General features: G+C 66.9%; 19 protein-coding genes. 9 read left to right on the top strand and 10 right to left on the bottom strand.

The features are described 5' to 3' along the window. Positions 1–3 precede the first annotated feature (3 nt). From K7711_RS20670 to K7711_RS20630, 9 genes are all read right to left on the bottom strand, one after another. Entirely contained in the window at positions 4–999 is a 996-nt protein-coding gene (locus tag K7711_RS20670) for an acrylyl-CoA reductase family protein (RefSeq protein ID WP_222971066.1), read from the bottom strand. 233 nt (positions 1000–1232) lie between these two features. Beyond that, positions 1233–3092 carry a hypothetical protein gene (locus K7711_RS20665; RefSeq protein ID WP_235747510.1) on the bottom strand — a complete coding sequence of 620 codons (1860 nt, stop codon included), beginning with the start codon at positions 3090–3092 and terminating at the stop codon, positions 1233–1235. Positions 3093–3194: 102 nt separating this feature from the next. Next, on the bottom strand, positions 3195–3980 hold the full coding sequence (locus tag K7711_RS20660) for an enoyl-CoA hydratase/isomerase family protein (protein ID WP_222971065.1): 786 nt from the start codon (positions 3978–3980) through the stop codon (positions 3195–3197). A gap of 71 nt (positions 3981–4051) precedes the next feature. Beyond that, the gene (locus tag K7711_RS20655; protein ID WP_222971064.1) at positions 4052–5119 is read right to left on the bottom strand and encodes a DNA polymerase IV; all 1068 of its coding nucleotides are present in this window, start codon (positions 5117–5119) and stop codon (positions 4052–4054) included. A gap of 86 nt (positions 5120–5205) precedes the next feature. Beyond that, positions 5206–7317, bottom strand: a complete 2112-nt coding sequence (locus K7711_RS20650; protein ID WP_222971063.1) for a hypothetical protein — start codon at positions 7315–7317, stop codon at positions 5206–5208. 75 nt (positions 7318–7392) lie between these two features. Then, the gene (locus K7711_RS20645; RefSeq protein WP_222971062.1) at positions 7393–9012 is read right to left on the bottom strand and encodes an FAD-dependent monooxygenase; all 1620 of its coding nucleotides are present in this window, start codon (positions 9010–9012) and stop codon (positions 7393–7395) included. A 107-nt stretch (positions 9013–9119) separates the two neighbouring features. After that, positions 9120–11507, bottom strand: coding sequence for an endopeptidase La (lon, locus tag K7711_RS20640; RefSeq protein WP_235747567.1), 2388 nt, complete (start codon positions 11505–11507; stop codon positions 9120–9122). 306 nt (positions 11508–11813) lie between these two features. Further along, positions 11814–13304 (bottom strand): LppP/LprE family lipoprotein, encoded by a 1491-nt coding sequence (locus K7711_RS20635; protein ID WP_222971061.1) that lies wholly within the window; start codon positions 13302–13304, stop codon positions 11814–11816. Further along, on the bottom strand, positions 13301–13981 hold the full coding sequence (locus K7711_RS20630) for a hypothetical protein (protein WP_222971060.1): 681 nt from the start codon (positions 13979–13981) through the stop codon (positions 13301–13303). The genes K7711_RS20635 and K7711_RS20630 overlap by 4 nt, the downstream gene beginning before the upstream one ends. 375 nt (positions 13982–14356) lie before the next feature. On the opposite strand from K7711_RS20630, the gene K7711_RS20625 reads away from it, so the two are divergent. The 9 genes from K7711_RS20625 (at position 14357) to K7711_RS20585 (ending at position 22726) form a co-directional block, all read left to right on the top strand. Continuing rightward, positions 14357–14929, top strand: coding sequence for a TetR/AcrR family transcriptional regulator (locus K7711_RS20625; RefSeq protein WP_222971059.1), 573 nt, complete (start codon positions 14357–14359; stop codon positions 14927–14929). A gap of 204 nt (positions 14930–15133) precedes the next feature. Next, complete coding sequence (locus tag K7711_RS20620; RefSeq protein ID WP_222971058.1) at positions 15134–15661, top strand: hypothetical protein; 528 nt, start codon at positions 15134–15136, stop codon at positions 15659–15661. Then, positions 15658–16737: a PrsW family intramembrane metalloprotease gene (locus tag K7711_RS20615; protein WP_222971057.1), complete on the top strand. Its 1080-nt coding sequence runs from the start codon at positions 15658–15660 to the stop codon at positions 16735–16737. The genes K7711_RS20620 and K7711_RS20615 overlap by 4 nt, the downstream gene beginning before the upstream one ends. Positions 16738–16779: 42 nt before the next feature. Further along, on the top strand, positions 16780–17784 hold the full coding sequence (locus tag K7711_RS20610) for a zinc-binding dehydrogenase (RefSeq protein ID WP_222971056.1): 1005 nt from the start codon (positions 16780–16782) through the stop codon (positions 17782–17784). A gap of 69 nt (positions 17785–17853) precedes the next feature. Beyond that, on the top strand, positions 17854–19209 hold the full coding sequence (locus tag K7711_RS20605) for a DUF445 domain-containing protein (RefSeq protein ID WP_222971055.1): 1356 nt from the start codon (positions 17854–17856) through the stop codon (positions 19207–19209). 92 nt (positions 19210–19301) lie between these two features. Beyond that, positions 19302–20093: a TIGR03084 family metal-binding protein gene (locus K7711_RS20600; protein ID WP_222971303.1), complete on the top strand. Its 792-nt coding sequence runs from the start codon at positions 19302–19304 to the stop codon at positions 20091–20093. A gap of 330 nt (positions 20094–20423) precedes the next feature. Next, positions 20424–21089 (top strand): hypothetical protein, encoded by a 666-nt coding sequence (locus tag K7711_RS20595; protein ID WP_222971054.1) that lies wholly within the window; start codon positions 20424–20426, stop codon positions 21087–21089. Between the two features lie 460 nt (positions 21090–21549). Further along, the gene (locus K7711_RS20590) at positions 21550–22071 is read left to right on the top strand and encodes an SRPBCC family protein (RefSeq protein ID WP_222971053.1); all 522 of its coding nucleotides are present in this window, start codon (positions 21550–21552) and stop codon (positions 22069–22071) included. Positions 22072–22081: 10 nt separating this feature from the next. Further along, positions 22082–22726 carry a ribonuclease H family protein gene (locus tag K7711_RS20585; protein WP_222971052.1) on the top strand — a complete coding sequence of 215 codons (645 nt, stop codon included), beginning with the start codon at positions 22082–22084 and terminating at the stop codon, positions 22724–22726. 96 nt (positions 22727–22822) lie between these two features. On the opposite strand, the gene K7711_RS20580 is transcribed toward K7711_RS20585, so the two are convergent. Next, positions 22823–23755 (bottom strand): hypothetical protein, encoded by a 933-nt coding sequence (locus K7711_RS20580; RefSeq protein WP_222971051.1) that lies wholly within the window; start codon positions 23753–23755, stop codon positions 22823–22825. Positions 23756–23878 lie beyond the last annotated feature (123 nt).

The raw sequence follows: 23878 nt of genomic DNA, 5'->3' as shown, positions 1-23878 counted from the left end.
GACTCAGAACTCCCCGGCGACGCCCAGAACCGTGCGACCCGAGTGCTGCCCCTCCCGGATGGCGCGCAGCACCGACTCGGCCTCGGTGATCGGGGCGTAGTTCTCCAGCTCGGACAGGTGCCCCGGTTTGAGGTCCTTGCCCAGGCGGGTCCACAGGGCGCGGCGCTGCTCGATCGGAAACTGCACCGAATCGATGCCGAGCAGCGCGACGCCGCGCAGGATGAAGGGCATGACCGTGGTGGGCAGGCCGGTACCGCCGGTGAGTCCGCTGACCGCGGCCGCGCCGCCGTATTCGATCGTGCTGAGTATGTAGGCGAGGGATTTGCCGCCGACGCTGTCCACGGCGGCGGCCCACTGCGCCTTGCCGAGCGGGCGGATCTTCGCCTCGGGATCCTCGGGCAGACGGCCGATCACCGACTTCGCGCCGAGTGCCGAAAGCCGCTCGCCCGCATCGGCTTTCCCGGTGGAGGCGACCACCTCGAAGCCGAGCCCGGCCAGGATGTCGACCGCGACGCTGCCGACGCCGCCGGTCGCGCCGGTGACCAGGACCGGACCGGTATCGGGGGTCAGGCCGCGATCCAGGAGCGCCTGCACACTCATCGCCGCGGTGAATCCGGCCGTGCCCAGCGCCGCGGCCTCGCGCGGGGTGAGGCTGTCGAGTCCGACCACCCATTCGGCCGGAACCCGGGCGTATTCGGCGAATCCGCCGTGGTGCGCGACGCCGATGTCGTAGCCGTGCGCGATCACCGGATCGCCTGGCGCGAACGCCGGATCCTCCGATGCGGACACCTCACCGATGATGTCGATTCCCGGGATGATCGGGTAGTTGCGCACCACCCCGCCGCCGGGCGTGATCGCCAGCCCGTCCTTGAAGTTCGCACTCGAATAGTGCACCTTGATCGTCACCGTGCCCGGCCCGAGGAAATCGTCGCCGACCTCCTCGCGCACCAGTGCGATCCCGTCGCCCGTCTCGTGTGCCACCATCGCCCAGAACGCCATGGGTCCGAGCATAGGGCGGCCACGCCCGTCGGGCGAGCATCGAAGGACAGCCGCACCCCTTCCCGTAGGACGCACTCCTTGCACCGGATAGACCCCGCAAACGGTGTGCGGAACCGGCGACAGCGCCACCGTGAAAGCACCCAAGAGGTCGCTGCTCAACGGGACGTCCACACGCGGACGCCGGACGAGCGATGGTCGCGGCGGCCCCTCGGGCTGCGAGTCCGCGCGAGGGTTCAGCGGGAATAGGAAGCGACGCCTACCGGACCGGCGCCCAGGCACAGATGCAAACCCGGTGTGGGAGCGCCGATTCGCAGCAGGGTGCCGCCGCCGATGACGCGGACGTAGACCGTGTTCAGGCCCCTGCGGACCGGGGCCACGATGGTCTCCCCGTGTTCCAGGGCGACGGTGATCTGTCCGTCGCGGCTGGCCAGGTAGTTGAGCTGAGCGGTCCAGGCGTTGTCGATCATCGGGCCGTCGAGCGGGATCGGGATCGGCTGTGCGCCGGATATCGCGTAGCCGCAACCGCGGACCGGACCGCGGTGGATTCCCCGGTTCCACCAGACCTGGGCGTCGACGATCCGGCCGTCATCGGTGATCATCCGCAGATGGGGCGTGGCGTGCGCGAACATCGTCGCGGGTGCGAGGGGGGACAGGGCCACGCTGATCCGGTTCAGCGGATATGCCAAGGGGTTCAGCACCTTCCACGGCACCTCCTGTTCGAGCAGGGGTGGGCCGCCCGCGGCCAGCTCGGATTTCACGGTGGTGAGATAGTCCCGGGTCGGGTTGACGGACCAGGATCGGCTGAAGGTGATCGTCGACCACAGACTGCTCACCACGAACGCCGCCACCAGAGCGACCACGATCGGCGGCCGCATCCCGGGCCGATCCGCCCGACGTCGCCCGGCTCGCAGCAGCAGGGCCCCGGCGACCGTCAGCGGAACGGCCAGATCCGCGAGGTAACGCAGCGATTGGGTCAGCTCGTCGGTGGTGTTCGGCCCGCCCCGGATCAGCGCCACCGGCAGCTGCGCGGCCAGCACGTAGACCACCACGGCCAGCCAGACCGGCCACACCCGGCGCCGGGTCCGGATCGAATACAGCACGACCGCGCCGACGATCAGCCAGGCGAGTACCACCGCCCAGGCGGGCGGCACCGCCCACGGCGTCGAGGGCACCCACCGCTCCCAACTCCACGGCCCGCCCACCAGCGCGGGCACGATGCCGCGCGATATCGCGTGATGCAGCAGCGCCCGCACCCCCGCCGGGGTGGTGCGCACCGCCGAGACGTGCGCCACCGTGAGATAGATTGCGCCCCAGCACATCAGCACCGCCGCGGAGCCGATCCACAACCGCGCGCCGCGCCGCGCGACCGTGCGGATCGCGCGATCGCCGCCGTCGACGTACCGGACCAGCCCCGCCACGACGAAGGCCACGAACGGCACGATCACCGACTTCTCGAAGAACAGCAGCGCCGCCACCAGCACCACACAGCCGGACACCGCGTACCGGGCCCGCCCGGTCCGGATCAGCAGCAGCGCATCCCCCACGAACCAGGCCAGCGCGATCTGCAGCGGCAGCGCGTTCAGCGCCGCGGACCACCAGGCGAACGCGGGCAACGTCAGGGGGCAGAACAGGTAGAACGCCAGCGGGATCAGAATCGTCCACCGAACGCGGCGAGCCACCCGGGCGCCACCCATCCCGTACTCGGGCGAGGTCAGCACCAGCAACATCCGCAACACCGCGGCCGAGGCGATCAGCTGCAACACCAGCATCGAGATCACCGGACCGGCCCACACATACGGTCCCAGCCGCGTGATCACCCAGGCGACGGCGAATGCCGCGGGCATGAAATGCCCGTCGTGGTCGTACAGCAGCAGATTCGCCGAGAACAGCGGAAACCGCCCCGCCCGGCCGGCGAGTATCAGATCGTCCCAGTAGAAGAAGCCCCGTCCGGCCACCCACCCGCGAACCGCCAGCTGCACCACGATGAGCCCGACAGCCGCCGCCAGCGGCCCGCGCACCCACCCTCGACGCACCGTATCGGTCACCTGCGATGTGGACACCGCCTCCGACGATCCGGCAGAAGCGACATCCATGGCAACCCACCCTAGTGGCGATTTCCGAATCCGTCGGTTGTGATCGATACCCACTACCGCGAGGCCGGATGCGTGCCCGCACGCGTCGTGCGGGCGCGCGGCTCAGTTGAACTTCGGGGCGCGTTTGTCCAGGAACGCGGCGATTCCCTCGGTGCCGTCGGCGTCATCGGCGACGGCGGAGATGAAGGAGGCTTCGCGAGCGAGCTGTTCCTCGAGCGTGTGGTCGGGGCTGACCAGCAGGAGTTTCTTGACATTGGCGTTGCTGTGCCGGGGGCCGGCGGCGAACTGGGCGGCCAGCTCCTCGACGGTGGCGGTGAGCTCGGCGTCCGGGACGACGCGGTGCAGCAGATTCCACTCCAGGGCCTCGGCCGCGGACAGGGTGCGGTTGAAGTACATCAGTTCCTGGGTGCGGCGCAGGCCGATCAGCCGGGGCAGGTAGTAGGAAGCGCCGCCGTCGGGGCTCAGGCCCGCCTTGGTGTAGGCCATGGTGAACGCGGCCGACTCGGCGGCGACCACCACGTCACCGGTCACCGCGAGGCTGAAGCCCGCACCTGCGGCGGTGCCGTTCACCGCGACGATCAGCAGCGCCTCCATCCGCGCGAAGGACGAGATCGCCGCGTGCAGATTGTCCGCCAGATGTTTGACGTAGGTTCCCGCGCCGCTCTCCTGCGCCGCCATCGCCTTCAGATCGCCGCCCGCGCAGAAGAACCGGCCCGAGCCGGTCAGCGTGACGACCTTCAGCTCGGGATCGTCGGCGATCAGGGATGCCACCTCCGCCAGCTCGCGGCCGAGAACATGATCGATTCCGTTGGCCGCCTTCGGCCGGTTCAGGGTGATCCGAGCGATATTTCCGGTGCGCTCGAACTCGATCGTCTGGTACTGGCTCATGAGGGCTCCCTCTCCATTGCGTCCACATCCAATGTGACATACGGCGCATACCGTGCGGAGAGTCGGGAGGGCTATTCCGGCAGCAGTTCCAGGCGGACACCGAGCAGGCGGATCGGCCGGTCCAACTCGAAGCGACCCAGGATCTCCAGCGCGGCCTGTCCGATCTCGGCCACATCGGTCGTCGGTTCGGGGAGTTTGCGCTGTTTGGTGCGGGTGTAGAAGGTGTTGGTGCGCACCGTGACTCCGACCCGCACGGTGACGCGTCCGGTCTCGGCGACCTCCTCGGCCACCGCGGTCGCCAGCCGCAGTACCGCGGCATCCAGCTCGGCGCGTTCGGTGAGGTCGTGCGGGAACGTCTCGGATTTGCTGTGGCCCACCGGAATTCGCGGCTCGGTGACCACGTCCGTATCGCCCGCACCGCGACCCAGCAGCCATAGATACGGTCCCGTGCTGGGACCGAATTCGGCGGCGAGCACCTGCCGGTCCGCCGCGGCGAGTTCGGCGACGGTGGTTATCCCCAGGTCGGCCAGCCGTTTGGCGATGCGCGAGCCGATACCCCACAGTGCGCTGGTCGGGCGGTGCGCCATCAGCTCGGACCAGTTCTCGGCGGTGAGCCGGAAAATTCCGGTTCGCGCATCGGAGACCTCCTGCGCCGAATCACCGCTCTTACCCACAGATTTGGCGAATCCGGTGGCGAGTTTCGCCCGAAGTTTGTTGTCCCCGATGCCGATTGCGCAGGTCAGATCCAATTCCTCGATGGCGCTGCGGATCTCGCGGGCCAACTGCTCGGGATCGTCGGTATCGGCGGCCAGGAAAGCCTCGTCCCAGCCGAGCACCTCCACCCGGACCGGGAAGGTGCGCAGCAGATCCATCACCTCCTCGGACGCCTCGGAGTAGGTGGCCATGTCCAGCGGGAGGAATATCGCGTCCGGGCATTTGCGGGCCGCGGTGCGCAACGGCATCCCCGCGTGCACCCCGTAGCCGCGCGCCGGATACGAGGCGCAGGTCACGACCTTGCGCGGTTCATCGGGATCACCGTTGCCGCCCACGATGACCGGACGGCCCCGCAGTTCCGGGTGACGGCGGAATTCCACCGCCGCCTGAAATTGATCCAGATCGACATGCAGCAACAAGCGCACCCCCGCCTCTCCGCGTCCTTTGCGTGTAGCTGGGTATTCACCCAGCCTAACGTCGTCGACCCCGGACGCAGCGGTATTGCCGCGGATCAGTATTCGTCGAGAACGCGCCGCCAGTCGGCGCCGTATTTCTGGCCGAGCACCAGGTCCTCCTCGGCGAGGGCGTGCCCCTGGTATTCGTCGAAGTCGTCCATGGACTGATGCTGCGCGTGGTGGATCCGGGCGCGATTGGTGACGATGCTCTGCAATCCGGCGCGCCTGATCCGGTATCCGTAGTCGTGGTCGGTGCCGTAGCCCATCACCATGTCCAGATCCCAGAATCCCAGCCGATCGATCGTCGAACGCTTGATGAGCGTCGCGGTCGGCTCGAGCAGGGGCTGGACGGCGGCGACCTCGTCCACGCGCTCCATGAATTGGTGCGTCGAATTGTGCTGCGGGGCGATCTGCGCGTAATCGTCCGAGGAGAACAGCACGTCGACGAGGTTGCGCAGGACGGCGTTCCCGTAATCGAAGCTCACATCGGAATTGAGCAGCCAGAACGCGTCGTAATCGTCACGGGCCGAGGCGATTCGGTATCCGGCGTACATTCCGTGCGCGAAGCCCAGGTTCCGCGGCAGTTCGTCGGTGGCGGACAGCGGTGGCTCGTCGGAGCCGTTGTCGATGACGTACACCCACTTCCGGCCGTAGGCGAGCCGGTGGTTCAGGTAGCCCGCGAGCTGGTTCGTCATCTCGGCGGTGTTGAAATTCAGGACGATGATCGCGATATTCGGCTCGTCGTCCGACTGCCGCGGCGGAACGGGCCGCAGGGTGCTGGGATCAATTCTCCCGCACGGGTTGCCCCCACCCGACGGGGTCGGCGCGGGCTGATCGTCCGGCGAGCCGGAATTCTCGTGGGCCCGCACCTCGTCGTCGGTGGCGAGTTTGTTCTCCAGGGCGAGCTGCCAGTAGCGCCGGAGAATCGGATGGTGGTGCAGTGCGCTCGCCTGTTTGCCGGAGGAGAGATGAGCGACCAGGAATCCCGGGTGGATACAGTGCCGACGTTGCAGGTAGGTGGGTATCTGGACGGACAGGGCGTGTTCGTCGTCCACCATGTTCGCGGACATGTAGGACAGGTCCCGGCCGAGCCAGGAGACGAAGTGCGTGGCCAGCCGGCCCGACCATTCGATCGGTGTCGGCGGAACCTGCTCGAACAGCTGCCGATTGTCGATGAAGTGGTGATGTAGCTCGGCCGCCAGGGTGGCGCTCTCCCAGAGCATGCCACCGAACCCTCCGGGCGGCAGTTCCAATTCCATCAGGCTCGGCGGAATCGCGCCGTGCTGCTGCTGGTGATGAGCGCACACATTGTTGTTGATCACGTTCGCGGACACCAGGAAATACTCCGGATGCGCGAGGCGGAATCGAAGGAAGTCCTCCAGCTTGTCGAGCTGGAGATACACGATGTCGTCGTCGCATTTCAGGAATACGGTGTCGGCATGGTGGTCGGCGCGGTCGGCGTAGAAGTGCAGCGCCTCGGCGAATCCGGCACGCCAGCGTTCGGTGCTGTGATAGAGGTATTCCTTCGTATCCGGCAGTCCGGTGAAACGCCATTCGCCGTCGGCGCCGTACCCGGTCTTCACGTGCACGTCGTATCCGTCGGTTGCGAGGTCGACATCGCATCGGAACATCGTGGCGCCGTCGATCGTCAGCGTCAGGCCCGACGGGTCGAGTGAGAGGCCGACGTCCCGGAATGTGTTCGCGGACAACACACCGGGGGTGAACACCTCGGTCAGCACCTCGTGCGGGTGTGCTCGATCGCCATCGTCCCGCACCAGGAGTTCGGCGGTGTCGACCTGCCGGAGCTGGGTGCGCTGGTTCTCCCACCCGCCGATCACGATCTCCAGGGACGGGGCGTGCTCCTGCCGGGCCCGCAGGCCGAGGTGCACGTCGTGACCGGCGCGCACCCGCGCACCCCACTGTCCTGCCGTCGGATCGATACCGCCCGCGGCACGGTATTCGAGGTCGTCCGCGGTGCGGCCCGGATGCGGGAAACGGGAGTGCAGCCAGTCCCCGTCGAGATCGTCGCGGGGCAGGCTCCACACGTGCCATTCATCCACGAGCTGCCGGTTCATTGCCTCCCGCACGTAGCGGGCCAGCAACTCCATTCGATCCCGCCGACCGCCGAAGGTGACCAGAACCACGGACCGCCCGTCGATGATCGACATACCGCGATCTTCTCCCAACGACCTGCCCGTCACAACTCGGATTCGGGTCGGCCGACCGAAGAGACCGTGGTCCGGTCAGACAGACTGCACCGGAACATTCACTGCTGCATCGGCTTTCGCGGGGAGGCCGGTGATCGCACGGAGCATGTCGGTGAGTGTCGCCGGAGTGAGACCGGTGCCGGAGCGGGCGGCGACGTGCATATCGGGCCGGACCAGGAGTGCGCCGCCCGGCGGCAGGTCGGTGCGGGCGGTCCACTGGTCCTGGGGGAGAGCGTGCACGGCGAGTTCTGTTCCGGTGTCTCGCTGGGCTCGGGCGGCAGCATCTCGCCAGGGGGCGGAGGTTCCCGCGACGAGCAGGGCGAAGCCGGGTCCGCACAGATCCAGGGTCGAGACGGTTTCGGCGGCGTCGATCCACAGGTGCGGGATGCGAGTTCCGTTCTGTCCCTTCAGCTCGCCCACGTGCAGCGGTGCGGTGGACTCGGCGGCGACGGCGGTCGAGGAGTAGCGGTACCGCACCATCACCTCGCCGATGTCGAGGCGTTTCGCCAGATCCTCGGCGTTGTCGGGGGTTTCGATGCCGTAGCGCGTCCGGAAATCGGTGCCCAGCCGGGCCTGCTCGGCCGCGACCAGCGCTCGCGGGCGACGTTCTGCCACATAGGAATCCAGCAGCGCCGGACCGGCCACGCCGGACAGCACGGCCGCCAGCTTCCAGGTCAGATTGTGCGCGTCGGCGATTCCGGTATTGCCGTTGAAACCACCCCAGGGCGCATGGCGATGAGCCGCGTCACCGGCCAGGAACACCCGGCCGCGCCGATAGTCGTCGGCCACGAAAACACCGGTGTCCCAAGCGCTCCGGGCGAGCACCTCGACCTCGAGCTCCGGTACGCCGACCATCTCGCGGATCAGCTCGACACAGCGCTGCTCCGGATAGTCCGCGAGCGTCTCGGCGTTCGGATCGTATTCGATGTGGAAGGACCACTCGTCGGTGTTGTTCTTCGACAGCACCAGCCCCCGCACCCGTTCGCCGGTGATCTCGCACTGGCTGAAACTCTGTCCGTGCAGGATGCCGGTCAGATCGGTGCGGGCGAACACGTTGATCAGGTGATGCGTCGGCGGCAGTTCCCAACCGCCGATGCCCAGCGCGCGACGTACGGTGCTGCCCGCGCCGTCCGCGGCGATCAGATAGTCGGCCCGCAACGTCGTCGATACCCCGTCGGCCGCACGCAGTTCCGCCGAAACGCCGTCCCCGTCGTCCCGGAATTCGGTGAGTTCCACACCGAATCGCAGGTCACCGCCGCGATTGCGGGCCAGATCCGCCAACACCGGTTCCAGCAGCACCTGCGGCAGGAACAGGAAACGCGACGGACTCGGATCGGCGGCGGCCATCGCCGCGGCGACTCGCGAGATGTCCAGCGGCTGGGCGTCGGTCAGCACCGACCCTTGCCAGGCCCCACCGAACTGCCCCTTGGCCAGGGCGGTCGCGGCGACCTGTTCCAGGCGCGGTCCCGCGCCGATCTGCCGGTAGATCTCCGCGGATCGGGTGTGCAATCCGCGCGAACGCGGCAGCACCGACATCGCCGTACGGCGTTCGACGAGAACATAGGGGACACCGTGATATTCCAGGAGCAACGCGGCCGAGAGGCCGACCATGCCGCCCCCGGCGATCAGAACCGGAACATGCTGTGCAGTATTCATACGGCGATCGTGTGCGCCCCTGCTTGCACGGACCTTGCACCGCGGTCACATGGCGAAGGGGCCGTGCGACTTCCGGAGAAGTGCGCACGGCCCCTCGGGGTCACCGATCAGGCCGAAGCGGCCAGCGCCTGGTAGGCCGGTTCGGCGACCGGCTCGATCGCGTAGGCCAGGATCTCGGCCACATCGGCCACCGGACGCACGTCCAGTGCGGCCAGCACCTCGGAGGGGACGTCGTCCAGATCCGGCTCGTTGCGGGCCGGGATGAACACCGTCTTCAGTCCCGCACGCTGGGCGGCGAGCAGCTTCTGCTTCACCCCGCCGATCGGCAGCACCCGGCCGTTCAGCGTGACCTCGCCGGTCATGCCGACATCCGAGCGGACCTGCCGGTCCAGCGCGAGGGACACCAGCGCGGTCACCATGGTGACACCCGCGGACGGGCCGTCCTTGGGCACCGCGCCCGCCGGGAAGTGGATGTGGATGTTGCGATCCAGCACCGCGGGCTCTATCCCGATCTCCTCGAGGTGCGAGCGGACGTAGGTCAGCGCGATCTGCGCGGATTCCTTCATCACATCGCCCAGCTGACCGGTCAGGGTCAGCGAACGCTCGCCCTCGGCGGCATTGGCCTCGATGTAGAGGACGTCGCCGCCCGCACCGGTCACGGCCAGACCCGTCGCGACACCGGGGACCGCGGTGCGTTCCACCCCGTCGGGGGTGAAGCGCGGACGGCCCAGGTAGTCCTTCAGGTCACCGAGCCCGATCACCAACGCGTCGGAATGAACTGCGGCCGAATCGGATTCGGCCTCGTAGCCCAGGTCCTTGTCGTACCCGAGGCTCTCCGGCACGAATTCGCCCTTCTCGACCAGACTTTCGGCTCCCGCCAAGTCCGCCGACCGGGACAGTTCGGTCGCGGCCTTGCGCAGCGCCTTGGCGATCAGACGTTCCATCTGCCGCACCCCGGCCTCGCGGGTGTAGTTCGCGGCGATCTCGCGCAACGCCTCGTCGGTGATCGAAACCTCCTGTGCGGTCAGCGCATTGCGCTCGAGCTGACGCGGGATCAGGAAGTCGCGGGCGATGGCTACCTTGTCGTCCTCGGTGTAGCCATCGACCGTGATCAGCTCCATGCGGTCCAGCAGCGGGCCCGGGATCGTGTCCATGACGTTCGCGGTCGCGATGAACAGCACGTCGGACAGGTCCAGATCCAGATCCAGGTAGTGGTCGCGGAACGTGTGGTTCTGCGCCGGATCCAGCACCTCGAGCAGCGCCGCGGCCGGATCACCGCGGAAGTCGGAGCCCACCTTGTCGATCTCGTCCAGCAGCACAACGGGATTCATCGATCCCGCCTCGTTGATCGCGCGCACGACCCGGCCGGGCAGCGCGCCGACGTAGGTACGCCGGTGACCGCGGATCTCCGCCTCGTCGCGCACGCCGCCCAGGGCGACGCGAACGAACTTGCGGCCCAGCGCCCGCGCCACACTCTCACCGAGCGAGGTCTTGCCGACACCCGGAGGGCCGACCAGCACCAGCACCGCGCCGGAGCCGCGTCCGCCGACCACCTCCAGTCCGCGCGCGGCTCGCCGCGCCCGCACCGCCAGGTACTCGACCATGCGGTCCTTCACCTCTTCGAGGCCGTGGTGATCGGCGTCGAGAACGTCGCGCGCGGCCGAAACATCCGTCGAATCGGTGGTTTTCACCGTCCACGGCAGTTCCAGCACGGTGTCCAGCCAGGTGCGGATCCAGCCCGCCTCCGGGCTCTGATCGCTGCCGCGTTCGAGCCGGTCGACCTCGCGCAGCGCGGCGGTGCGGACCGTCTCGGGCAGATCCGCGTTCTCCACGCGGGTGCGGTAGTCGTCCGCGCCGTCGGGCTCACCCTCGCCAAGCTCCTTGCGAATCGCGTTGAGCTGCTGGCGAAGCAGGAATTCGCGCTGGGACTTCTCCATTCCCTCGCGCACATCTTCACTGATCTTCTCCGCGACCTCCGCCTCGGCGATGTGGTCCTTGGTCCAGCCGATCAGCGTGGTGAGACGTGTTGTCACGTCCGGAGTTTCGAGTATCTCGCGCTTCTGTTCGTCGGTCAGGTACGGCGCGTACCCGGCCGAGTCGGCCAGCGCGGAGGGATCGGTCAGCCGGTTCACCGCGTCGATCACCTGCCACGCCTCGCGACGCTGCAGTACCGAGACGACCAGCTTCTTGTATTCGGCGGCGAGTTCCTTGGTGCGGCCGTCGGCCTCGGGGATCTCGACCGGTTCGGCCTCGACCCACAGCGCCGCACCCGGCCCGGTCACCCCGTGGCCGATCTTCGCGCGCCGCTCGGCCTTCAGGACGGCCGCCGGTGCGCCGCCGCGCATCCGTCCGACCTGCTCGATCGTCGCCACCACGCCGAAGGACGCGTAGCCCTCGGCCAGGCGGGGCGCGAGCAGCACGGCGTCGCGGCCCGCTGCCCGAGCGGCATCGATGGCGGCCTGCGCCGACTCGTCGAGCTCGATGGGCACCACCATGCCCGGCAGCACGATCGGATCGGTGAGGAACAGCACCGGCAAATTCTGTGGTGTAGTCACGTTCGACCCTTTCCAAAGTTGAGCGATACCTACTCAACCCCGAGTCTTCCGGTTCTGTTCCGTTCTCGCGTTCACTGCTCGCGAACACGGACACAACCCAAAGTTGAGCTTACTGCGCTCAACAACGATCGGTCGGAGATTGTTCCGATTCGAACATCCGAGCCGTGCGGACCGGCCTCACCGACGTCCCGGAACAGCGCGCGACAACCACGTGAGCCACGCCGGAGATATCGGGTCAACGCCCGGTCAGCTCACCTGATGTGATGTGCGCACCCAATTTCCACCACTCCACGAGAAGGTGTCGAAGACTCGGAGAGAGGGACAGCACATCGCATCCTGGTCACCGAATGCCCGGGAGGCGATCTGAATCGTGTCTGCCCGAACTGCGATGGACGCTACCCGCAATCCCATCGACCCTGGTCCGTCGTCAGGACCGAGAAGAACCCCCAACCGGCGAGGATGCGCCGGATCCGCGTCGTCGAATACGTACACGGTGTCCGGCCAGCTCGAAGTAGGTCCGCTGCAGGCCGCGGCGACCACACTCGTCGCGGGTGCTCGATCCGATGCCGATGTGGATACCGCCGCATCGATCTGGATCCCGAGTCCCGCCCGATCGCATTCGTGATCGACAATGATCTTGCGCCAATCGATTCCGGTCGTATCCGTTTCGACCGGCCGACACGAAGAAGCGTTCCCGCACTGCAGATAGATTCCGGACAGCCGCGCTTTCTTGAAAATCAATGACACAACACCCGCTGAGGCCGCGAGCGAATCACCGATCCTACCGAGCGGCTTTTCCAGTGCACTGACGATATCCCTCGATACGGCTTCCGACGACCCCGAACCCGCCAGTAGTCCAGCCAGCTCACCGGGCTCGTGCAGTCGGCCGTCGTCGCTGGTGAAGGCAACGTCCACCTGCATGGACAGATCAGCCATATCCTGCCGACAGGCCGCATCGTGTATCGAAACCATCTCGTAGTGGAGAGTGAGATCCGGCGTATCGGTCACATCCCTGCATGCGATATCCGTGCCGGGGGGCAGCATCGATACTCTCGTACCTAACCCGGATCCGAGGCGTGCATCAATATAATTCGTCAATTGGCCGGCTAGATCGATGAAGCTGCCGGACTCGATGCTGTTCGATTGCAGGTGCAGTATCCATGGACCGGAGAGCACATACAGATCAACACCTGAAGGATAGAATTTGCCGGCGGAGGCTCCCGAGGATGTGACATCGGCCGATGTTATTCGGTATTTCACGGAAACTTTCCCGAACGACGGTCCGGCGACCCGGGTTCGGATATCGCGACTACCCGATATCGTGCTCGAGTCCCTACAGTATGCACGCATGCCATCGAGCATCACCTCGGCTCGCCCCACATCAGAATTTGCGAACCGACCGAGAGTCGCGGCGACCTGCACGCCATCTTCGATGGTGTAGGTGCTCGTCGCCCGAGCGGCAAGCGGAACCACATTCGCGATATCGCCGGGAAGACAGCCGGCCGGAGGAAGCACCTCGACGGACCGCGCCTTGTCTTCATCGCCTGTCACGACCTTGACTATGGAACCAGCGGCAGCATCCGGCAGCGCTCGGCTCATTGTCGCGAAACTGTTGACATCCACCGGAGTGGTCGACTCGGACGAGCTGTGCCAGTAGAAACCGACGCCGATCGCGAGACCGATCACCATGGCAGCGGCGATCTCTCTCCGCGTCGATCCGAATATCTTGATATTCATATTCCGGATCTCGGCTTCGGGCACATGGACGCATCGCCGCCCAGCTTCCACTCCGAACTATAGTTCAGATAAACGCGACCGTACGACGGAGCACATCCGGTCAGTTCGACCGGATGACCTGCCATATCGATGGTTATGGTCTTCGATTTGCCGCCATCGAGGATATCCATCTGGAGATCCCAGGTGAACGTTGTGCGACTCGCACGGACATCCACGCTGATGGACTGCGTCTCGCCGCGATTCAACGTGATCGAATTACCTTCGAAATACCTGTCCGCCAACTGACCGCGTTCGTTGATCGATCGGGCACTGGGATTCAGATCATTCAGATCGATCCCCACCCGCAGCAAAGGAGAACTACCCTGCGGAATGGCATACAGCAACGTTCCGGAAACCGGCGGAGCAGTACTGAATATTCGAGCTTTGAGGTTGGTGATGATCACCGGTTTGGAATGTCCGCCGACGACGGTGATCTTGACACCCTGTTCCTCGACTTTGACCGCATCGAACCGCCTCGGCGAAACTCCGAAGAAGTTGCTGGGCGGAGACATGTTCGAACCGGGGATGTCGACATTGTTCCGAAGCGCCCACGAGTAGTTCTCGCCGAACTGATCCGGCCACTCCGTAGAGATACTCACCGGATCGGACAGGCGATCTCGAATCGCATCGGTGATCATGGGTCCGGCGAACTGCCACACGCCCAGCGTCGCCAGCACGACGCTGACCATTTTCACCCCCTTCCCCACCCTGGCGGACCATGTGCGCGGAGGTTGGGCATCCGGCGTGCTCGAGCGGTCGCGTCCAGTCGTAATTTTCGATCCACGACCTCGATCCACACCGGAGCTCACCCGCACAACCCGCCGCCGCGCCGGGACGACTTTGTCGGAATCTGCCACCCTCGCCCCCCGTCGAATGCCCCTGCTGATCTGGATCCTAATGCGACAACACCTGGCCGTCAGGACAATTGGTCGCCACCGAGATCAGCGGTGCACGGTTGTGAGCAGTTCAGGGCGGGAAATCACGACCCGGGTTCCGGACGTTAGGTTGGGGGTATGTCCCCACGATCCGGCCTGACGACAGAGCGCGTGGTGCGTGGCGCGGCCGAACTCGCCGATGAGATCGGCTTCGAGAAGCTCACGCTCTCGGCGGTCGCGCGGAAATTCGGGGTGAAGGATCCGAGTTTGTATGTCCACGTGCGCAATCTGCACGATCTGCGGGTTCGGGTGGCGCTGTTGGCCAGTGCGGAGTTGAACGAGCGGATCGGGGCGGCGGTCGCGGGACGCTCCGGGCGGGACGCGCTCGTCGCCTTCGCGGACGCGTACCGGTCCTACGTGCTCGATCATCCGGAACGTTATGCGGCAACACAGATTCGGATGGATCCGGCCGAGGTGGGCGAGGACCCCGCACTGCTGCGCAGTATCGAACTCACCGCGGCGGTGCTGCGCGGTTACGACCTGGACGAGACCGCGGGACTGGACGCGGCTCGCTTGTTGCGCAGCACTTTTCACGGCTTCGCCACGCTCGAGGCGTCCGGCGGATTCGCGCACTCCCGTCCCGCCGCGGATTCCTGGCCACATATCGTCGAAGCGCTGCATCACACGCTGTCGCACTGGCCGCACGACTGACCGCGCCGCCGCACGAATATCCCCGCCGATCCGGCTCTCTCAGCACCGGCCCACCGGGATCGATGCGCGCGATCCGGGGGAGGTGAACGGGATCCGAGCCGGACCGCATGTCGTGTTGCTCCTGGTCGCCTCGCGTATGTACTTCTATCGTTGGCTAGCGGTGCCGGTCGCCGGGACGGTGGGTGTGCCGAGAGGAGCGGGCGTGTGGGCACAGGACGGGACTGGCGACGGGCCGGGGTGATCATGGGAATCGTGGCGGCGCTGCTCGTGGTGCCCGCGGCGTTGACAGCGCTGGTGCCCACGCGCGAGACGCCGGTGAGTCACGGCGCGACGATCCGCCTCACCGCACCGGGTTCAGCACCCGACACGATCGAGTTCGCCGGCGTGGACGGCTGGCGTCAACGGCCGACCGGCGACCGCACGACCGCGGTCCTGGACGGCCCGAACGGGCGGATCCTGCTGGTGAGCGTCGTCAACGGGGTCACCGATTTCGACTCCGCGGCCCAGTGGCGGCGAAAAGTGCTGGGGGCACAGGCATTTCCGGTCCGCGAGGACGGCGGCAAGGTCGCCAACACGTACGGATTCACCGGACCGACCTGCCGGGGCGAGACGCGGGCGGGCGTGTGCGCGATTCTCGGCAATCACAATCTCGCGGTATCGATGCTGCTCAGCGGGACCGATATCGACGCCGATCTCCAGCCGATCGTGTACACGCTGCGGGTCACGTCATGAGCTGGTTCCGGCCGCGTTCGGCGCTGTGGTGGACGTACTGCCTGATCTGCCTGGGCGGATCGATCGCACTGGTGCTGCAACTGCTCCCGGCCGCGCTGCTCACCTGGTCCGGCATCCTGGTCGGGCTGCCGTTCATGGTCGTGACGCTGCTGGTGGTCGCCGCACTCCTGGTGTGGCTGGACCTGTTCCGCGACCATGTGCGGATTCGCGTCGCGCTCGCGATGGGCTTCGTGTGGGGCGCCCTGGCCGGGCCCGGGATCGCGATCTTCGGCAACGACAACGTCATTCACGCCATCGCGAATCTCGCCGGTGACGCGTTCGCGGTGGACTGGCAGGCCCCGATCTCGGCCTCGATCATCGAGGAGGGCATCAAGGGCACCGGGGTTCTGGCGGTCGCCTGGCTGTTCCGGTCGCAGCTGAGCAGACCCATGCACGGGCTGCTGCTCGGCGGATTCACCGGACTCGGATTCCAGCTCACCGAGGATGCCACCTACCAGGCCAATGCCGGATTGCAGTCCGCGCAGGGCGATCTCGGCACCGCGCTGCTGGTGGCGATTCTGCGGCTGCTGACCGGCGTCACCTCGCACTGGATGCTCACCGGGATCGCCGGCATCGGCATCGTCACCGCGGTCGGTGCGTCGGGCTGGTCGCGCGGGCGGCGGGCGGCGGCCCTGGCGGTGTTCTATCTGCTCGGCGCCGCAATGCATTTCGGCTGGGACGCGCCGATGTCGGGCAGTACCGGATTCGGCAGCGTCGTACGCCGGACCATGCTGTACGTCGTCGTATTCATCGCGGTCTACCTGTGGGTGGTCCGCATCGAGACGCGCTGGTTCCGATCGGTGGTCGACTGGGCGGTCGCACAGCATCTCGCCCCGCCCGGCGAACTGAACACGCTGATCTCCCGCCGCAGCAGACGGCAGGCCCGGCGCGCACTGCGTCTGCCGCACCGGATCGCGGTGTTGCGCCGACACGAACTACTGGATTGGGTGCAGATCGTGGATGCCCGACTGACCGGTACCGACGGTGCGATACTCGGAGGATCCGCCGGGCCCGCCATCGATCACGGAACCGGCTGAGGCCGAGCGCACCACCGACAACCGACCCGCGAGGAGTGGACGATGCTGGCAGCGCGACTGCATCTGGGACCCGAACGTCATCTGTCACTCGACGAGGTGCCCGTTCCCGAACCGGGCCCGGATCAAGTACTGATCGAAGTGGCCGCGGCGGGGGTGTGCCTGTCCGACGTCCATCTCATCGACGGCACCCTGACCCCGCTGTTCCTGGACGGTGACGTGGTCACCCTGGGACACGAGGTCGCCGGGACGGTGCACACGCTGGGCCCGGGGGTGACCGCGGCGAAGGTGGGCGACCGGGTGCTGCTACAGGCCGGTGAACAGCGCAACGGCGCGGTGTTCACCCGCGGCGTCGACTACGACGGCGGCTGGGCCGAATACACCCTCGCCCGCGTCGACACCCTGGTCCCGATTCCCGACGATCTGCCCTTCGAGCAGGCCTGTTTCATCCCGGACGCGGTGTCCACACCGTGGGCTGCGATCACCGCGACCGCACAGGTGCGCCCGGCCGAACCGGTCGGCGTCTGGGGTGTGGGCGGCCTGGGCGCACACGGCGTACAACTGCTGCGGCTGATGGGCGCCGCGCCGATCATCGCGATCGACCCGCTGCCCGCCGCACGGGAACGCGCCCTCGAATTCGGCGCTGACCTGGCCCTGGACTCGGCCGATCCCGACCTGCGCAGCCAGGTGTTCGCCGCGACGAGCGGTACCGGACTGGCCGCGGCCTTCGACTTCGCCGGCGTCGCCGCGGTCCGCGAACAGGCGATCATCTGCCTCGGACCAGGTGGGCGCCTGGTGCTGGTCGGGCTGACCGACAAACCGATCACCATCACCGGCGGCACCGCGTTCAGTTTCTTCGGGCAGCAGTTGCGCGGACACTACGGCTCGACCCCCGAACACGTCACCGAACTGGTCAAACTCCAGCGCCTGCACCGGGTGGACTTCGCCCGGTCGGTCAGCGCCGTACTGCCGCTGGCCGATGCCCCGAAGGCAGTGGCCGCACTGGAGTCCAAACAGGGCAACCCCATCCGGATCGTGCTGAATCCCTGATATTCCTAGTATGAGAGGGTTGGTGCCTCGAGATATCAGCACCGGTACCGCACAAGGGGGCCCCAGACGATGACGTCACTCGGCAGCGGGGTGTTCATCGACTGGGAGAACCTGACCCACCAGTCCAAACTGGTCGTCGATCTGGTCAGCTTCTCGATCTTCAGTGGCGTCGCGGGCTGGCTCACCAACTGGACCGGCGTGCTGATGTTGTTCTGGCCGTTGCAGTTCCGCGGTATTCGCGTGCCGGGCCTCAAGGTGCTCTACCCGTACTTCCCGCGCCGGGTGCAGGTGCTGCCGACGTTCTCCGGCGACGGCAGCCGGATCGGCTTCCAGGGATTCATCCCCGCCCGCGCGGAGAAGATGGCCAGTATCTGCGTGGATATGGCGATCATGCGGATCGGCAGTCCCCGGGACTTCATCCACGAACTGGATCTGCAGGGCATCGCGGACTACATCGCCGAGGTCGCCCGCCCGCAGCTGCCCGAACTGGTCGACAGCGTCATGCAGCGGGAGAATCCGGAACTGTGGCGGGCGGTCCCGCGCGCGGCTCGCCAGCTGCTGTATCAGCGGGTGGAGCGGGAGCTGCCCACGATGTGCCGCCGTGCGTTCGAGCAGCTCGGGGACAATGTCGATCAGCTGATCGATATCAAGATCTTCGTCATCCGCTACCTGCGCGAGAATCCGCACATCCTCAAGGATCTGACCACCACGATCGCCGCGCCGGAGCTGAAGTTCATGGTGCGCATCGGCCTGCTGGGCGCGCCGTTCGGACTCCTGCTGGCGCTGGGCATGTATGTGCACGACAACACTCCGGTGCTGAACCTGATCCCGGGCTGGTTGATCATCCTGGCCGTGACGGCGGCGATCGGTGTGCTGGTGAACGTCATCGCGATCAAGATGGTGTTCGAACCGGGCGATCCACAGCCGCGCTACCGATATCTGTGGAAGCAGGCGCTGCTGGCCAAGCGGCAGCCGCAGGCCGCGGGCGATCTGGCGCACATTCTCGCCTATCAGGTGCTCACGCTGCCGAATCTGGCCAACGAACTGCTCGCCGGGCCGAACGGTGACAAGACGTATCAGATCGTCCAGGCGCTGATCTCCGAGGAGATCCACCGGCAGCTCGGTCCGACCACCGGCATGGTGCGAGTCGCGTTCGGCCGCAGGCAGTTCGACAATCTGAAGGTGGGCGCGGCCGGCGCGGCGGTGGGCCTGGCCCCGACACTGGTGGCGGACGAGGAGTTCGCGCTGGAGCAGGCGAAGAAGATCGACGATTTCGCCGCGCGCAAACTGCAGCAGCTCACCCCGGGTGAGTTCATGGAGATGTTCTACGCCTCGGTCGAGCAGGACGCCTGGCTGCTGTATCTGCACGGTGCGGCGCTGGGGCTGGTCGTTGGCGCGGTGCACATGGTGTTGTTCGGCTGGTAGCCCGAACCGTTTCGTCGCCGACGGGCTCCTGTCGGTCGATAACAAGCACGCATGCTTGCATTTTTCCGAGGTTGTTTGCCATGCTGAACCGCATGGTGGACGTGGCAGCACTGCTGGAGGATTTCGCGGCGGAATGCGCCGATCTGGACCGGATCCTCGGACCGCTGCCCGCGGCGGAGTGGTCCCGCGCCACACCCGCGCCCGGCTGGACCATCTCCCATCAGATTGCCCATCTGACCTGGACCGACGACGTCGCCACCCTGTCCGCGACCGATGACGCGGCATTCGCCGAACTGGTCCGGGCGGCGCTGCCGCGCGCGGCGACCTTCGTCGACGAAGCCGCGGCCGAGGCCGCTACGACCCCGCCGGGAGAGCTGCTCGAACGCTGGCGGCGCGGTCGCGCCGCTCTGGCCGAGGCCCTGCTCGCGGTGCCCGCGGGGACGAAGCTGAGCTGGTTCGGGCCGCCGATGAGCCCGGCGTCGATGGTCACCGCACGACTGATGGAGACCTGGGCACACGGACAGGACGTCGCCGATGCGCTCGGTGTGACCCGCACCCCGACCGCACGACTGCGCACCATCGCCCATATCGGCGTGCGCACCAGGAATTTCGCGTACGCGGTGCACGACCGGCCCGTTCCCGCCGAGGAGTTCCGCGTCGAGCTGACCGCACCCGACGGCACGGTGTGGAGCTGGGGGCCCGAATCGGCGAGCCAGCGCGTCACGGGACCGGCGGTGGATTTCTGTCTGCGGGTGACGCAGCGGCGGCATCTGGACGATCTGGCGCTCGAGGCGAGCGGTGCGGATGCGCGGGAATGGCTCACGATCGCACAGGCATTCGCGGGGCCCGCGGGCTCGGGACGTGCGGCGGGACAATTCGCCTGAATCGGTGAGGACCGCTGGTGCGGCGGCCGATGGAGCGGGCGAGCGCCAACTCGAGGATCGCCGTGGCTGATGCCCGACCGGACGCCGTTGGCCGGAGGTCTCTGTGTTGGCAGTCCAAGCGGACGCTCGCCAGCTGATTTCCTGATTACCCGTTCGATCCCGCCCGGAAACGTCGCGGCGAGACATTCTCCCGGACTTCACGACCTGTGATCTTCACCTCCGCGTCCCGAATCGGTAACTCACCACGCAGTAACCTGGACAAGCGTACGACTTTCAACGGTGCGGGTCGGCGCGGCAGGGGAGGACCAGGGACAGGGAGAGGTACGCACCGTGACATCGCAGATCCTCCGGCACACCGCCGTCGTGCTCGCCGGTATGGCCAGCATCGGATTCACCGTGGCGGCCGGAACGTACGTCGTCAACCAGATGGGCGCCGATCAGCACGAGGCCGCTGGAACCCCGCAACCGGAAGTCGGTGCGGCCGAACCGATTCCGCCGCTGCCGCAGCCTTCGACCGAACCGGACGTTCCACGAACGTCCACCGCCGCAGTGCGATTCATCGCGGAGACTCGCGAGCTGCCCGTCGCCGTCCAGATCCACCGGCCCATCGCGGCCGTCCCGGCGCCCGCCCTGCCGAGCATCCCGGCCACCGCAGCCGTGCGCGCGGACGCCGATCCGAGTGCCCGTCTGCCGCTGCTCGGCGACCTCTACATCGGCGCGAATCTGACCAGTCCCCAACCTGATTCGCTGTCGATAACCCTCGACACGAATCTGTTCGCCCCGCTGATCGACGCCACCGCGCCCGGCAGCACCCAGCTCCGCACCGACCTGGACGTTCGGCACGGTCAGATCACCCTCGCCGTGTCCGATCCCTCACTGGGGAACCGATCGGTCCAGATGTCGCCCCGTCACGCCGATCCGGCGCCCGACCCGGACGCCGATATTGCGGACCCGGCGCAATCCACACTCCCGGATCACGAACTCGCCACCACCTAGCGAACCCGCCGGTCGTCGAAGCGACACTACCGCTTCACCTTCCGTGAGCAGCGCGAGTTCGTCATCGGGCGATCGCGTCCCCCGGCACCGCGCGTAGCCGAATCCCACGGCACACCACAGGCGGCGAATATCCCAGGGCGGCAGCATCGTACGAGCCGACCAGCTCGGAACCGGTAGTAGCACAATCACGTACGGTCAACGGACCGTGTACGAAAATCCCCTCCCAGCCGAATCACCCTGCGGCGCAACGCAGGGAAGTACCGATGTTTCACGATGAACAATGACCGCGAGACCGGGTCGGGGTGTGCGGGGTTGCCTGTTGCGACACTCGGGTAGTCGCATGATCATGGGCGAAGCACATCCGCGCCACGCTCCGACTTCCGAACCATCTGCCGATAACCGTTCAATAAAGAGGATGTCTGTAGTATTTTTATCGGCAGCCGTGGAACAGGGAGCGCCTATGGGCCACATCAAGTACGCGAGCGACGTCGGAGCACCGGTGGAGGTCGCGTTCACGTATACGGACACTCCGATGTTCGTGCCGGAGTGGATGGTCGGCATCGCAACCTTCGAACCGGCCGACGACGCCGGTTACGGGTCCGGAGCCGTCTACGCCGCGACACTGCGGCTGGGCCTGTGGCACCCCACGGTCGAGTGTGAGATCACGCAGTACCGCCCGAACGCGGTCATCGGATACACACTGCGCAGGCGCCGCTCGGGGAAGGCGGCGCCTGCGGACTCCGACCCGGCCCACACCCCTGCCGAATGGTGCACGATGACCCTGCATTTCGACCCGCTCGGCTACGGTCGCACCGTGCTGACCTCGGAAATCGAGTACCCCCAGGCGCATCGACTGCCCGGCCGCCTCGGCGCGCCGTCGGTGCAGGCGACCCTGCGCTGGGCACTGCGTCGCACCGAATCTCAATTGCGAAGAGCTATAGAGGAATTCCACGGTACAGATCTTGTCGGCCGGATTGCGTAGGGTACCTGCCATGATCATCGTGAGCACCGACGGATCCTGCCTCCGCAATCCCGGTGGCGCAATCGGCTGGGCCTGGGTCAACCACCAGGGCACCTCCGGCAGTGGAGGTGCCGCATCGGGCACCAACCAGGTGGCCGAGCTACGCGCGGTGCTCGAGGCGGTCGTCTCGCATCCGGGCGCGGAACCGCTGTTCATCGAGAGCGATTCGCTGTACGCGATCAAATGCGCCTCCGAGTGGATCTCCGGGTGGCGGCTGAACGGCTGGCGCACCTCCACCGGCGGCCCGGTCAAGAACGTCGAACTGGTCCGGCACATCGACCAGGCCATCGCCAGCCGCCCCGGGCCGGTGCGTTTCCGCTGGGTGCGTGGACATGTCGGCAACTACTTCAACGAGCAGGCCGATCAGCTCGCCGGTGCCGCGGCCCGCCAGGCCGCGGCGGCCCCCGACGCCGCCGCGACCGGAAGTTCCGATCTGCCGGCCCTGGCGATGCCCGATCCGACCACCACCGATCCGACCGAACCCATCCCCGTCGTCGAGCCGGTCGATCCGACCGAACCGATTCCGGTGGTGCCTGCGCGCCCCAAAAAGGTTGCCGCACCTGCACAATCAGCTCACGCCAAGACCCGTAAGGCCGACGCGTTGACGCTGTTCTGAGCACGGCCGCCGTACTGTGCCCACGGCGGCCCGCAAGCCTGGCGGCAGTGGTGGAACGAACCCACTGCCGTCAGGCGCCCCGCGAGGTCGCCGAACTCAGTTGCCCGGCTGGGTACCGCTGTTCGGCGCCGGCTGCTGGGTTTCCGCACCCGGGGCCTGCGCCGTACCGGCCTGCATATCGTTGGTCATCGGCGACTGGAAGTTATCGACCATCCACTTGCCGTTCTGCTTCTCCAGCGAGGCCACTACGCCGATGGTCAGCGGCTGCGGTGTGGGGGTCGCGGCCTTGGACTGGTTCTGCGTGATCAGCATGACCACCGACGCCTTGTTCGCATCGCCGGACTCGTAGGCGCAGTGGATCTCACCGACCGTCGAGCGGGCCTGCGCCTGCTGGGTGATCTGCTTGAGCGCGGTCGAGGCGCCGTCGAACTGGGTCAGCCAGTCGCCGGCGGAACGATCCTTCACCCGCTTGATGTAGTCGTCGAAGTTCTTGGCGTCGTAGGTGCCGACCTGATGACCGAAGTCGCAGGCCGCGGCCACCGCCGAGTCACGAGCGTCGAGCTTGTCACCCCGATCGCTGGCCTGCTTCCAGAACACGACCACCGCGGCCGCGGCGGCGACCACCACGACGCCCGCGGCGAACGCGGCCACCATCGGCACCCAGTTGTTGCTCTTGCTCTCGGCGGTGGCCGGCTGCGGCGGGACGGGCGCGGCGGCCTGCGCGGCAGGCAGCTTCACGGTCGCATCGTCGTCCGAACTCGACTTCTTCACCGTCGCGTCCTCGGACTTCGCCGACTCGGCGGCCTCGTCCTTCGAATCCTGCGCGGACGCGGTCGACAGCTTCACCGTCTCGTCGGCGTCGCTTTTCGCACCCCCGCCGTCGGCCACCGTCGCATCGGCGTCCTTGGCATCGGTGTGCTTGGCGGGCTCGTCCTTCACGGGCGCGTCCTGCTCGACGGTCTTGTCCGTCGCGGCCGTCTCCTCCGCCTTCCCGGTCGTCTTGTCGGTGGCGGCGTCGTCATCGGACATGAATGAATCTGTCACTTTCCCGGTACGCCTGTACGCACCGTATTGCCGGATCGGACCAGGCTACAAGGCCCGGACCACGCGGGACACCCGCCGAGTGTAGGGACTCGCCGACGGGATCGCCGC

This window comes from Nocardia coffeae (genome assembly GCF_019890715.1).
GTDB classification, from domain to species: domain Bacteria; phylum Actinomycetota; class Actinomycetes; order Mycobacteriales; family Mycobacteriaceae; genus Nocardia; species Nocardia jiangxiensis.
This window is presented reverse-complemented; position numbering and strand designations above follow the sequence as displayed.